This window comes from Lacticaseibacillus suihuaensis, from assembly GCF_054785075.1.
The window spans coordinates 64,215-77,212 of the sequence record NZ_BAAGBJ010000008.1 but is presented as its reverse complement, the minus strand read 5'-3'; the positions used below and the strand labels follow the sequence as shown (position 1 = coordinate 77,212).

The following is a 12,998-nucleotide window of genomic DNA, read 5'->3' as shown; positions in this document are numbered from 1 at the left end:
TCTCTCCTTTGCCTTGTTACATTAGGTAGTTGATCCGCACCGATGCGACCGACGACCGTGAATTACTCGTACTCGTTGTCGCTAGGTACTGGTACATAATAACAGCGAGTAGCGGGGCTGTCAACCGCGCCGCCCAAAAAAGTCGGCACCGCCGCTTTCACTTGAACCGCTTGACATGCGCCGCGATGATTCGCGTCACCGTCGCCCGGGACAGCCCGAAGTGCGTGGCCGTCGCCTGCTGCGTGTGGGTGGTCGCGTAGTCGAGCACCGCCAGTCGCTGACCGGGCCCAAGCTTCGGTGGTCGGCCCCGGCGAGCCGGCCGCGGGGCGAGCTGGACCTCGACGGCCAGCATTCGCGCCTGGGCCGCCGCCACGCTGTGCAGCACCGCCAAAAGCGCCCGACTAGCCGGCGTCGGCCGGCCGGTTGCGTCGACCGTCAGCCGCCCGGTGGCCAAGACGTCGACGCTGACGCCGCGAGTCATCAGCTCCGCCAGCTTGTTCAAGGCCCCGACCAAAGACGGCGCAAGCGCCGCAGGTCAACCACCACGAGCTCGTCGCCGGCCGCCAGCCGCACCCCCAGCGCCGAGAACTGCCGGCGATACTGATCCGCGTCGTGAAACACCCGCTCGGCGGCCAGGGCCTGCAGTGCCTGCGGCCGCGGCCCGTCCGGCCCCCACCAGTAACCGTAGCGCATCGCGCCACCTCCTTGTCTCATTAATCCGCCTTTATGATACAATTTGCGTTTCCACCTGCGCAAGCCGCGCCGCCCGTGCCTTATAATGGGCTTCGTGGCCACTTTCGGCCAGGAGGCATATTTTTTTGGAAGACTTATTCGAACGCACCTCAATCCCCAAGGCGTACTTCACCCTCGCCCTGCCGGTGGTGGCCGGCATGGTCGCCAGCATGATCTACAACCTGGCCGACACCTACTTCATCGCCCAGACCCACAGCCCGGCGCTGGTGTCCGGCGTCGCGCTGTGTACCCCGCTGTTCTCGTTCCTGTTGGCCTTGGGTGACATCTTCGGGCTGGGCGGCAGCTCCGTGATTTCGCGGCTACTCGGCGCGAGTGACCGCACCACCACCCGCCGGGTCTCGAGCTTTTGCTTGGTGGCCGCGGCGCTTTGCGGCGTGGTTTGCGCCGCCTTGCTCTTGGTCTTTGAGCGGCCGGTGCTCGGGCTGCTCGGGGCCACTGCGGCCACCTACGCCCCGGCCGCCGCCTTTTACCGCATCATGGCGATCGGGGCCCCGATCATCATCGTCTCGCTGGTGCCCAGCAACCTGATGCGAGCCGAGGGCCAGGCCACCGCGTCGATGGTCGGCACGGTGATCGGCACCCTGGTCACCATCGTGCTGGATCCCCTCTTCATCCTCGGTCTGCACCTCGGCGCCGCCGGGGCGGCGCTGGCCACGGTGATCGGCTACGGGCTGACCGACGTGTTGCTGCTGGTGCTGACCGCCAAGCGCTGCGTCGCCATCACCGTCGATCCCAGGCTGTGGCGGCTGCCGGCCGCGACGGTTCGCGCCGTGGTCGCCATCGGCATTCCCGCGGCAATCACCAACCTGATGCAGGCCTTTGGCACCGCGGTGCTCAACCGCCACGTGGTCGCTTATGGCACCACTCAGATGGCCGCGCTTGGCATCACGCTGAAAATCTACATGGTGGTGATGCTGGTGATGGTCGGCTTCGCCTTTGGCGCCCAGCCGCTTTTGGGCTACAACTACGGGGCCCACAACCACCGGCGGCTGCGTGAGCTGATCCGCTTTGACCTGGTTGTGCTGGTCGGTTACGCCGTCGTCTTGGCCGCCGTGCTGGCCGCGGTGGCGCCGCACCTGATCGCGCTGTTCATGCCCCAACCTGCCGTGGTCAAGGCCGGCGCCTTGATGCTGCGCCTGCTGTTGCTCTCCACCCCGGCGGTCGGGATCGTGCTGGTGATGACCACCCTGTTTCAGACGATCGGGGCGGCGCCGGCGGCCTTCGCCCTGGCGGTGGCCAGGCAAGGTGTGGTCTTTTGGCCGGCGATCGTCGTGCTGCACCTGGTGGCCGGCTACCTCGGGGTGTTGTGGGCACAGCCGGTGGCCGACATCCTGACGGCGATCCTTGCGGTGTGGCTGTTCGCCCGGCACCGCAAGCAGTTGTTCGGACCTGAACCAGAGCATTAACCGCATAACCAAAAGGCGCGGCCGCCACCCCCAACGGGAAGTGACGGCCGCGCCTTTGGCGACTCAGCGGAACGGATTGAAAAAGCGTCCCCCGTTGACCGCAAACAGCGAAAGGCCGATGGCGATGATCACGCCGGTGCCGGCGATCACCGCCCAGTCGGCGGCGCCAAACGGCCGGTCCATGTACCACGAGCGGCGCTTGTCGCGCCCGAAGCGCCGCAACTCCATCGCCTGGCTGATGGTTTCGATGCGATCCAGCGAGCTGAAGATCAGAGGCATCAGCACCTGCGCCGCACCGCGCAGCCGGTGCAACGGACCGGCCTTTTTGGACAGCTCGTAACCTCGCGCCTGCTGCGACTGGCTGATCTGGTGGTAGACGTGCTGAATGTCTGGAATGTAGCGCAAAGACAGCGCCACCGCGTAGCTAATCTTGTAGGACAGGTGCAGCTTGTTCAGGCTCGCGGCGAACTCGCTGGGGTTGGTCGTGATCAAAAACAAGAGCGCCAAGGGTACCGTCACGACGTACTTCAGGGCCAAGTTGAGCTCGTAAAAGAGCTGCTCTTGCGTCAGCGTGAAGTAGCCGCTGCCGGCCAGCAGGTGGCGGGTGCCGTACAGGCTGACCCCGTACTCCGGGGAGAACAGGTAGACCGTCAGCAGGTTCAACAGCGAGAACACCAAAATCAGCTTGACCACCAAGCGAATCTGGCGCCAGTGGATGTGGGCCATCTTGAACAAGACCAATGACATCACCACGATGGCCGCGGTGAAGCGCGTGTCGTAGCTTGCCATGGCGATCAGCGAAATGCCGATGAAGGCCAGCAGCTTGGTCGCGCCGCTCAGCCGGTGCAGCCAGGTGTCACCGGCCGCAAAGCCAAAGAGCGTGTTATTCATCCCCGGTCACCCGCCTTTCATGGGCAATCACCTGGCTGGTGAAGCGGTCCGGTTCCAAGTCGAAGCGCTTGGCCAGCTGGTACAGACTGGTTTCGGCCAGGCTTGCGGCCTGAATCACCGCGGTGTCCGACAAGACCGTAGCCGGCTGGGCATCCAGCAGAATGCCGCGGTCGCCCAGGACCACCGTGCGGCTGGCGTACTCCAGCATCAGGTGCATATCGTGGGTGATCAGCATGATGGTCATGCCGTGCTCGCGGTTGAGCCGCTCCAAAAAACGCATCATCTGCGTGTAGTGACGCCAGTCCTGCCCGGCGGTCGGCTCATCGAGAATCAGCATCGCCGGGCGCAGCACCAAGATGGCGGCGATGGTCACGCGCTTTTTTTGGCCGAAGCTCAGCGCCGAAATCGGCCAGTGGCGAAATTCGTACAGGCCGCAGATGCGCAGCGCCTCGTCGACGCGGGCATCGCGCTCGGGCGCGGCCACCCCACGCAGGTCCAGGCCCAGGCCGACCTCGTCTCGAATCAAGTTCTTGGAGATCATCTGGTTGGGGTCTTGCATGATGTAGCCAATGCGATCGGCGCGTTCCTTAATCGACAAGGCGGCCAGGTCGGTGCCGGCGAAGGTCATGGTGCCGGCCTGCGGCTTTTCGAAGCCGACCAGAAGCTGACTCAGCGTGGTTTTGCCCACCCCGTTGCGCCCGACCAAGGCGACCATGTCGCCGCGGTTGATGGTCAGATCCAGGCCGTCGAAGATCTGCGTCTGCTTGTCGTAGCCGAAGCGCAACCCCTGAACGCGCAGCAGCGGCTCGCCGGCGACCGGTTTGGTTGGCCGCGGCTGCTCGGCCGACCAGTCGGCCAGCCGAGCGGCCAGGTTCGGCGCCGCCACGGTGGCCACCGATTCGATGCCGGTCACCTGGGCCAAGTCGACTCCGGCGGCGGTCAGCGCCTGCAGGTACAAGGGGCTACGCACCCCAATCTGGGGCAAAAGCGTCCCGTGGAGCAGCTCGGCCGGGGTGACATCGGCGATCAGGCGGCCGTTGTCGACCACCAGCACCCGGTCGACCGGCTGGGTCAAGACGTCCTCCAGCCGGTGTTCGATAATCACCACCGTCACGCCCAGCCGGCGGTGCAGGTCCTCGATCAGCTTGATGGACGACTTGCCCGTCGCCGGGTCCAGCGCCGCCAGCGGCTCGTCGAATAGCAGGACCTGACCGTTGTCGATCAAGACGCCGGCCATCGCGGTGCGTTGCTTTTGGCCGCCGGACAGGTCCTGGGGCGACTGGGCGAGCTGGCCCTTGATGCCAAGCGTGGCGGCCACCGCCGCGACCCGCTCGTGCATCGCGGCGACGGCGGTGCCGTCGTTCTCCAGGGCAAAGGCGATGTCCTCGGCGGTGGTCAGGCCGACGAACTGGCTGTCCGGGTCCTGCAGCACCGTGCCGACGTGCTGGGAGAGGTCGAAGACGGAGCTTGCCGCGACGTCTTGGCCGCACACGGTCACCTTGCCGGTCAGCTTGCCTGGAATCGCGTGGGGAATCAGCCCGTTGATCAGGTTGCCCAGGGTCGACTTGCCCGATCCCGAAGGCCCGACGATCAAGACCTTCTCACCGCGCGTGATGGTCAGACTGACGTCTTGAAGCGTGGGTTCCGCCTGGCTGTCGTACTGGAACGTCACGTGGTCGAATTGGATGATCGGTTCTGCCACCGTGGCACAGTCCTTTCTTACGAGTTGTGTGACTACTCCTTCTTCAGGCTGCCCTTCTTGGTGCGGGTCGCGGCGTAGGCCACCAGCAGAATCGTGCCGATGACGCCGGCCGAGACGCTGTTGGAAATCGCGGAGACGATGCCTTGCAGGTAGACCTTGTTGGCCGGTTCGGAGTACACCAGCACGTCAAGCGTCGGGGCGACCACGGCCCAGCCGCCGAAGTTGGTCAGGATCTGGACGCTGTTGTAGGCGAGGATCTTCTTGACGCCAAAGTCCCCTTGGGTCACATCAAGCCGCTTCCAAAACAGCCCGATGATGCCGCCGACCAGGCCGGTGGTGAACACCCAGGTCCACCAAGGCGAACCGTAAGCGGTGAAGTCGGTCAGGGCGTGGCCGAGGAAGCCGGAGACGAAGCCGGCGATGGGGCCAAACAGGATGGAGAAGAAGCCCAAGAAGCCGTAAGACGTGTCGATGTTGGTGTTGGGAATACCACTTGGGATGGAGACCCAGCGCTTGAGAATGAAAATGATGGCGGTGCCGATGCCGATGGCGACGACCGTTTTGACGCTCAGTGTGTTTCGCTTGTTGTTCATGATGAAATCCCCCTAATGATTAATTGATCTTCTTGAATGCAATTTGCCAGTCGACGCCGGTGCCGATGTGGTAAAGCTTGGAAAACGAGTCCTGGTTGATTGCCACGCCCAGGTTCAACAGCGAGTTGACGTACACCAGCGGCTCGCCTTCGGACACCGCCGCGAAGGTACGGGTGAACGGAATCTGGTTTTGGTAGCGCAGCTTGCCGTTGTTGCGAATGGTGACCTGAACCTGGTCGCCGGCCGCGATGCCGGCCGCCCGGGCCGCCTTGGACGAGATGTTGGTCCAAAGCGACCCGAAGCGAATGTCCAAGATGTCGATGGTGCCGCTGATGGTGTCGGCCGTGGTGGTGACATTGCCCAGCGGCAGCCGCACCAGCTCGCCGGTGGCCAACGGCGTCCCCAGATCGTCCAGACTGACCTGACCGCTAGCCAGCCGGGCGCCGTTGTAGGCGTAGACGTCGCGGCCGTGGAAGGTGTGGCTTTCCTGGCTGCCGGGCAAGGCGCTTTTGACCTCATCGATCTGCACCACGCGGCGGATGCCGACGTAGCGCTCCAGGTGCGTCAGCGTCCCGTTGTCCGGGGTGATGACGAAGTGGCCATCGGTGGTTTCGGCCGCGATACTGCGCCGGTCCGACCCGACGCCGGGGTCGACCACCGACACGAACACCGTGCCGACCGGCCAGTACTTAGTGGTTTGATAGAGGCGATAAGACGCCGCGAAAATGTCGTAAGGCGGAATCTCGTGCGTCAGGTCGTGGACGGCCAAGTTCGCATCCACGCCGTAAGCAACGCCGTACATGGCGGCCACGGCCCCATCGACTAGCCCAAAATCTGTTTGCAGTACCAACTTGTTACTCACGTTAACGCATCCTTTCTTCTCCTGCCCATAGCGACTGCGGAAAAACCAAAAGGCCGCCCCGAGATGTGCTCAACATCTCAGGACGACCCTATCGTCGCGGTACCACCTGAATTGCCTCGAAAGGCCACTCTAGGCTTAAGGCGCCACCACCCGGAACTTCCGCCCCTTGTAGGATTCATTCGTTTGAGCTGCGAGTTGACTTTTCAGCTACCATCAATCTCTTTGCACGCAGGTGATCAACTTACTATTTCCTAGCCGGGTTAAAATATACACGCATTGTAGCACAGCTTTTCCGAAAAGACAAAAAACTTGGGCAATTTCGCCAGTTTCGCGTCACAATCCGCCTCAGGCCGCATTCAATCCGCACGGCGAGCCGGTATACTGAGGGCATCAGGCGGTTCATCCCGCCAATTATGCCAGCTAGGAGATTGCTAACATGACCAACCCAACACCCGCGTTACTTGCGGCCGTCGCCACCGCCGCCTTACTTTTGACCGGCTGCGCCGGCCAGCCCGCGGCAGACGCACCGAGCAGCCCAGCGACCAGCCCAAGCAGCAGCCAGCCGGCCACCACGGCTTCGGCCTCGCTCAAAGGCGTGACCGCCCGAGGCCTGACCGCCGCTCACCCCACCACAATCGATGTGACCACGCTGCCCGAAGGCGTGGCGGCCACCACCGGCGTCAGCTTCCAAAGTGACGCCGGCGTGACGCTCACCTTGCTGACCTTTAAGGATGGCGCGGCCACCCAGGCGGCGCGGCGCCACTACGCCCAGGCCAATCAGCGCGTCTACGCCACCGGCACCCGGCTTTTGACCGCCGAGCGCGGGCTTTCCCGCGGCTGGTTTGAGAAGTACCAACGCGCCATTTTCAGGCAGTAACCACGGCGGCCGCCGACCCGGCCGCCTTTTTGGTGACCAAAAACGCCCGGCGAGTGACTCGCCAGGCGCGGTGTGTGAAATCACAAAGCAATAATGGGCATGCGGTTAGGCTTGAATCAGGCAATCACGATTATTCACAGTGGCGTCACAACGGCATGCCCAGGGTCTCACTGCAGCTTGAGGTTGTTGATGTCTTCGTAGTACTCGGCGATGGCGGAGTGGTCCTCGGTTTCGTGGCCGTGAGCCTTGAGCGACTGGAGAATCTCCATCGCCTCAGCGGTGAACGGCGTGGCGACGTTGATGTCGTGGGCCGTGTCCAGCGCGTTTTGCAGGTCCTTGATGTGCAGCGCGACGCGGAAGCCCGGCTTGAAGTCGCCGGCAAAAATCTTGTTGGACTTTTGATCCATCACGACGGAGCCAGCCAGCCCGGTGTGAATCGCCTGGTAAACGGAGGCCGGATCGACGCCGGCCTTTTTGGCCAGGCTGTAGGCCTCGGAAATGGCGGCGATGTTGATCGCCACGATCATCTGGTTGGCCAACTTGGTGATGTTGCCGGCACCGTAAACCGTGTCGACCAAGGTGACGGCACCACCCATGGTTTCAAGCAGCGGCTTGTATTCGTCGAAGGTCTTTTGGGGACCGCCGACCATGATGGCAATCGAGCCGTCGATTGCCTTGGGCTCGCCGCCGGACACCGGCGCGTCGAGGAATTCGACGCCCAGTTCGCCCAGGCGCTTGGCGAAGGACTGTGAGGCCTTCGGGGCGATCGAGGACATGTCGATCACGGCCTTGCCGGCACTCAGGCCGGCGGCGATGCCGTTGTCGGCGAACAGCGCGGCCTCAACGTTCGGGGAGTTGGGCAGCATCGTGATCACGACCTGCGTCTTTTCGGCAACGTCCTTGCCGGAGTCACCACGCTCGGCCCCGGCGGCGACCACGTCGTCGACCGCCGCTTGGTTGAAGTCGAAGGCCACGACGCCGTAGCCGGCCTTCAACACGTTCTTGGCCATGGGCTTGCCCATGATGCCCAACCCAACAAAACCTACTTTGTATGTCATATTCAGTCACCTTTCTTGTTCAACAAAAACGCACGCATCACGGTTTCACCGGCGCAGGTCAGGTTCTCCTGAACATGCGCGATGGCCTCTTGCAACGACTCAGGACCAAGCCCCACAGCCCACACCGCATCGATACCGGCGGCGTAAACCGCCGCCAGATCGGCGCTGCGAGCCCCGACCAAGGCGACCACCGGCACGCCGTAGCGCTTGGCCGCCCGGGCAATGCCGATCGGCGCCTTGCCGTTGAGCGACTGGGCGTCCATCTTGCCCTCGCCGGTGATCACCAGGTCGGCATCGACCAGCAGCCGGTCGAGCCCGACCAGCCGGCGGATCGCGTCGATGCCAGGAAAGACTTCGGCGTTGGTGAAGGCCATCAGCCCGGCACCCAGTCCCCCGGCGGCGCCAGCCCCCGGGCGGTGGGCGATGTCTCGACCGACCACCTGACTCAGCAGTTCGGCGTAGTGGGCCAGCCCCTTTTCCACCGTTGGGATTTGGTGCTTGGTCAGGCCCTTTTGCGGCCCGTAAATGGCCGCCGCGCCTTTTTTACCATACAGCGGGTTCGTGACGTCCGACAATAGTCTCACGGACACGTTTTGAAGCCTGGAATCGAGCTGGCGAACATCGATTGAGGCCAACTCGGCCAGGCCCTGGGCCCCGCAGGGAATCGGCTGATCCGCGGCGTTGTGGAACGACACACCCAGCGCCTTGGCCATGCCCACGCCGCCATCGGTGGTGGCGCTGCCGCCCAGCCCGACGTAGATCACCTTGGCGCCTTCGTCAAGCGCCGCCTCAATCAGCTCGCCGACGCCGTAAGTCGAGGCGCGTAAGGCGTCGGTGCTTTCCTGCGAGGTCAGGTTCAGGCCGCTGGCCTGCGCCATTTCCACCACGGCGGTTTCCGCGTCCAGCATTCCGAACGTCGCCTCGACCCGCTGGCCCTCAAGCGGCCCGGTCACGGTTTTTTGAATCAGGCGGCCGTTCAGCGCCGTGGTCAGCGCGACCACCGTACCCTCGCCGCCATCGGCAATTGGGACCGGCGACACCGCCGCGTCTGGTTGGACCCGGTGAATGCCCGCGGCCACCCAGGTTGCGGCCTGCAGGCTGGTGGCACTGCCTTTGAAGGAATCGATTGCCACCACAATGTGCAATGGCGCCATGGCCATCACCTCCTTGACTGGTTGACTAACGCACCATGCTCGGCCGCTTGGCCTCGAACTGCCAGCCGGGAATCAGGTACTGCATGCCGATGCTGTCGTCGCGACCGCCCAGGGCGTGTTCGACGTACAGCTGATGCGCCGCTTCGAGCTTCTCGTGGTCAAGCGTCACCCCAAGGCCCGGCACGTCGCGCGGCACCGCCATCTCGCCGCCTTGAATGTGCGGGTGCGTGGTGCCCAGCTCCTGGCCGTCCTGCCAGATCCAGTGCGTGTCGATGCCATTCAGCCGCCCCGGCGCCGCCGCCGCGGTTTGGGCCACCATCGCCAGGGAAATATCAAAGTGGTTGTTGGAGTGAACGCCCCAGGTCAGGTCAAAATCGTTGCAGAGTTGCGCAACCCGCACGGCGCCGGTCATGGTCCAAAAATGCGGATCGGCCAGCGGAATCGACACGGAATCCAGGCGAATCGCGGCCTTGAGCTCGCGCCAGTCGGTCGCAATCATGTTGGTGGCCACCGGCAGGTCGGTCAGCCGGTGAAACTCCGCCAGCACCTCGCGACCGGAGAAGCGACCCTCGGCACCGCAGGGATCCTCGATGTAGCTCAGGGTCCCCTTCAGCTCGCGTCCCACCTTGAGGGCGGTGTCAAGCGACCAGTCCCCGTTGGGATCCAGATCGACGCGGGCGTTGGGGAAGGCCGCCTTGATCGCCTTGACGGCCTTGACCTCTTCTTCGGGGGCGAAGACGCCGCCCTTGAGCTTAAAGTCCTCAAAACCGTAGCGGTCATGCGCCGCCTTAGCCAGGGCCACGATGGCCGCCGGCGTGGTGGCCGGCTGCCGGCGCAGGCGGCCCCAGTCGTCCGAGTCGTCGTCGCCGGCCAGGTACGGCAGGTGGGTCTTAGTGCGGTCGGCGATGTAAAACAGGTAGCCGAGAAACTTCACGGAATCTCGCACCTGCCCGTCACCCAAAAGCGCCGCCACCGGCACCTCCAGGTACTGGCCCAGCAGGTCGAGCATCGGCGCCTCGACGCCGGTCATCACGTGAACCGTGGTGCGAAGGTCGAAGGTCTGGGCCCCGCGGCCGCCGGCGTCCAGCCCGGCGTATTGCGCCTGGATGCGCTGCAGCACGGCCTTGTACTGGCTCAGCGGTTGGCCGATCACCAGCGGCTTGACCGCCTCAAGCGTCTGGCGGATTTGCTCACCGCCTGGCACCTCGCCTAACCCTTCGTGACCCAGCGAATCCGTCAGAATCACGATGTTGCGGGTGAAGTAGGGCCCGTGAGCGCCGCTGAGGTTCAGCAGCATGCTGTCGTAGCCGGCCACCGGCACGACCTGCATGGTGGTAATGGTTGGTGTTGTCATCAGTTGTCCTCCAATTCAAGGCCTTGCGGGCGGTTGACCGGCCAGCTCGGCCGCTCGCCGCGCAGCACCCGATCGATTTCCTGGGCGGCCTGAAGCGCCATGCGGTCCATGGTTTCCGTCGTGTTGGACGCGATGTGCGGCGTCAAAATCACGTTGGCCATGCGCTGTAGCGGGTTGTCCAGCGGCAGCGGCTCTTGCGAGTACACATCAAGCGCTGCCCCGGCGATCACGCCGCGCTGCAACGCGTCAATCAGCGCCGGCTCATCGACGATGCTGCCGCGCGACAGGTTCAGCAGGTAGGCGCTCGGCTTCATCTTGGCCAGGCTGGCCGCGTCGAAGCTGCCGATGGTGCTCGGCAGGGCCGGCAGGTGCAGCGTGACGAAATCGGCTTGCGCCAGCAGCTGGTCGCGCGACACCACCTTCCCGGCCTCCGCCGCGGTGACGAACGGGTCGGCGATCAGAATCTGCATGCCGAACCCGGCGAGCTTGGCCGCCACCGCCCGGCCGATTTTGCCGTAACCGATAATGCCCAGCGTCTTGCCCTCAAGGTCGAGTCCGTGGTGGCTGTACTTGTAGGCGAAGTCGCCGCTCGCCTGGTGTTCGATGTCGTTTTTCAGGTCCTTGGCGATCGCCAGCAGCAGCGCGATGGTGGTTTCGGCCACCGAGCTAGCGTTGGCCCAAGGGGTGTTAGTCACCCACTTGCCGGCCGCGCTGGCCGCGGCCAGGTCGATGTTGTCGACGCCGACCCCGTGCCGCGCGATGATCTTCACGTCGGGAAGCCCCGCAATCAGTGCCGCGTCGCAAGGGGCCGTTCGCAACAGCACCGCCTGGGCCCCGCGGCCTTCCTCAAGCAGCGTCTCGCGGTCGCTTGCGCTGGCCACCACCACCCGGTAGCCGCGCTCGGTCAAAAAGTCCTTGCCGGCCGCCGCCACGTCCTGGGGTAACAAAACTGTTTGTGCCATTTTTGCCTCCGCACGGCCATGTCTCAGTGGTGAGCAAGATTTGCGTCACTCGCGGTTCGGCCGTTGTCCATGCTTTCAGTATAGCCACTAACCTTCGCGAATTGATTAGGCGTTTGCACAATGTTTTGACGGTTTTTTGGGGTAAATGACCCAAATAGTTGGTTAATTCGCTAGGCGCCGCTGTCGTGACGTGGTAGACTGAGCGCGAGCACTGATTAATTCACCAATTCACAAGGAGCCTTGCAGATGAAACTCGAACCCCAGCTCGCCCAGGCGATTGTCCACAAAATCATGGGCCAGCTCCCTTACAACATCAACATGATGGACGAAACCGGCAAGATCATCGCCTCGGGTGACCCCAGCCGCCTGAACACCCAGCACGTCGGCGCCGTCGACGCAATTCGCCAACACAGGCCGCTGGTGATGGCCCAATCCCACGGCGTGAACGGCCAGCCCGGCGTCAACATGCCGATCCTGTTTGAAGGCGCGGTGATTGGCGTGATCGGCATCACCGGCGACCCCGCGGTGGTCGAGCCCTTCGCGGCGCTTTTGAGCACCGCCACGCAGCTTTTGATCGCCCAGGAGCGAGACAATCGAGTCCAAAAGGCGCAAGAGGACCGGCTCAAACGCTTCTTGTACCAATGGGCCCAGCTCAAAGACGGCGCCTTTCCCACCAGCCTGCGCCTGGAGGCCAAGGAGCTGAACATCGACCTGACCAAGCCGCGCTGGGCGGTCGCCTTGCGCGGTCCGGCGGCCAACAGCCTGCCGATGGATGCTGCGGATTACGCGCTGGACCTGGTCGCCGATGTGGCGCTAGTGGTCACCGCCCTGCCGGCCACCCTGCAGCGCTGCCTGCGCTTCGGCGAGGCCCACCACCTGGCCGTGGGGATCGGCCAACCGACCACCAAGCTGGGAACCGCGATCGACCAGGCGCTTGAGACCCTGGAGATTGCGGCGTTAATGCCCCCGATGCACTACCACTACTTCGACCAAATCGAATTCCTCCACGCGCTGCTTGAGGCCGACCTGCCGCTGGCGCCGCTTCTGGCCACCTTCCAGGAACTGGCCGCGACCCCGCGCGGTGAGGAGCTGATTCAGACACTTTTGGCCTACGTTCAAAGCAACCAAAACGTCAACCAAGCCGCCGCCGCCTTGCACATCCACCGCAACACGCTGAACTACCGCCTGGGGCGGCTCAAGGCGACCACCGGCATGGACCCCCACCAGCTGCTGGACCTGATGCGGCTGTACGTCGGCTACCTGCGCTTCGCCGATCGCCAGGCGGGGCAGCGCTGAGCCGCCTGGCGCAAGGCCGGCGAATCACGCCGCTCAACCCGGCGAACGCCGCCAGTTGCCCGGATTGCAGGCCGCAGAGCCAGCCAAAAA

Annotated in this window: 13 protein-coding genes; 3 read left to right on the top strand and 10 right to left on the bottom strand. The window is 64.0% G+C overall.

Translation table 11 applies throughout. From position 1 onward, the window contains the following. Positions 1-157: 157 nt before the first annotated feature. Complete coding sequence (locus ACYVRZ_RS08560) at positions 158-502, bottom strand: hypothetical protein (RefSeq protein ID WP_461226199.1); 345 nt, start codon at positions 500-502, stop codon at positions 158-160. Next, positions 499-693: a hypothetical protein gene (locus ACYVRZ_RS08555; protein WP_461226198.1), complete on the bottom strand. Its 195-nt coding sequence runs from the start codon at positions 691-693 to the stop codon at positions 499-501. Before ACYVRZ_RS08555 ends, ACYVRZ_RS08560 begins: the two co-directional genes overlap by 4 nt. A gap of 125 nt (positions 694-818) precedes the next feature. Here ACYVRZ_RS08555 and ACYVRZ_RS08550 point away from each other — a divergent pair, with 125 nt between their 5' ends. Then, positions 819-2,159, top strand: coding sequence for an MATE family efflux transporter (locus tag ACYVRZ_RS08550; protein WP_461226197.1), 1,341 nt, complete (start codon positions 819-821; stop codon positions 2,157-2,159). A 63-nt stretch (positions 2,160-2,222) separates the two neighbouring features. On the opposite strand, the gene ACYVRZ_RS08545 is transcribed toward ACYVRZ_RS08550, so the two are convergent. The 4 genes from ACYVRZ_RS08545 to ACYVRZ_RS08530 are packed head-to-tail and all read right to left on the bottom strand — an operon-like array spanning position 2,223 to position 6,147. Next, positions 2,223-3,050, bottom strand: a complete 828-nt coding sequence (locus tag ACYVRZ_RS08545) for an energy-coupling factor transporter transmembrane component T family protein (RefSeq protein ID WP_461226196.1) — start codon at positions 3,048-3,050, stop codon at positions 2,223-2,225. Beyond that, positions 3,043-4,752, bottom strand: coding sequence for an energy-coupling factor transporter ATPase (locus ACYVRZ_RS08540; protein ID WP_461226195.1), 1,710 nt, complete (start codon positions 4,750-4,752; stop codon positions 3,043-3,045). The genes ACYVRZ_RS08545 and ACYVRZ_RS08540 overlap by 8 nt, the downstream gene beginning before the upstream one ends. A 32-nt stretch (positions 4,753-4,784) precedes the next feature. Further along, on the bottom strand, positions 4,785-5,345 hold the full coding sequence (locus ACYVRZ_RS08535; protein ID WP_262316383.1) for an ECF-type riboflavin transporter substrate-binding protein: 561 nt from the start codon (positions 5,343-5,345) through the stop codon (positions 4,785-4,787). Between the two features lie 19 nt (positions 5,346-5,364). Next, the gene (locus ACYVRZ_RS08530) at positions 5,365-6,147 is read right to left on the bottom strand and encodes an SAM hydrolase/SAM-dependent halogenase family protein (RefSeq protein ID WP_461226238.1); all 783 of its coding nucleotides are present in this window, start codon (positions 6,145-6,147) and stop codon (positions 5,365-5,367) included. 496 nt (positions 6,148-6,643) lie between these two features. Between ACYVRZ_RS08530 and ACYVRZ_RS08525 the strand changes: the two genes are divergently transcribed. Then, positions 6,644-7,084 carry a hypothetical protein gene (locus ACYVRZ_RS08525; protein WP_461226194.1) on the top strand — a complete coding sequence of 147 codons (441 nt, stop codon included), beginning with the start codon at positions 6,644-6,646 and terminating at the stop codon, positions 7,082-7,084. Between the two features lie 167 nt (positions 7,085-7,251). Here ACYVRZ_RS08525 and garR read toward each other — a convergent pair whose 3' ends face one another. From garR to ACYVRZ_RS08505, 4 genes are read right to left on the bottom strand one after another with little or no spacing between them, the layout of a single operon-like run. Beyond that, positions 7,252-8,142: a 2-hydroxy-3-oxopropionate reductase gene (gene garR / locus ACYVRZ_RS08520; protein ID WP_461226193.1), complete on the bottom strand. Its 891-nt coding sequence runs from the start codon at positions 8,140-8,142 to the stop codon at positions 7,252-7,254. Between the two features lie 2 nt (positions 8,143-8,144). Next, positions 8,145-9,296 (bottom strand): glycerate kinase, encoded by a 1,152-nt coding sequence (locus ACYVRZ_RS08515; protein WP_461226192.1) that lies wholly within the window; start codon positions 9,294-9,296, stop codon positions 8,145-8,147. Between the two features lie 25 nt (positions 9,297-9,321). Further along, complete coding sequence (locus ACYVRZ_RS08510; RefSeq protein WP_461226191.1) at positions 9,322-10,650, bottom strand: enolase C-terminal domain-like protein; 1,329 nt, start codon at positions 10,648-10,650, stop codon at positions 9,322-9,324. After that, entirely contained in the window at positions 10,650-11,612 is a 963-nt protein-coding gene (locus ACYVRZ_RS08505; RefSeq protein ID WP_461226190.1) for a hydroxyacid dehydrogenase, read from the bottom strand. The genes ACYVRZ_RS08510 and ACYVRZ_RS08505 overlap by 1 nt, the downstream gene beginning before the upstream one ends. A 246-nt stretch (positions 11,613-11,858) precedes the next feature. Between ACYVRZ_RS08505 and ACYVRZ_RS08500 the strand changes: the two genes are divergently transcribed. Further along, a complete protein-coding gene (locus ACYVRZ_RS08500; protein ID WP_461226189.1) occupies positions 11,859-12,908 on the top strand; it encodes a CdaR family transcriptional regulator in 1,050 nt (349 codons plus the stop codon). Positions 12,909-12,998 lie beyond the last annotated feature (90 nt).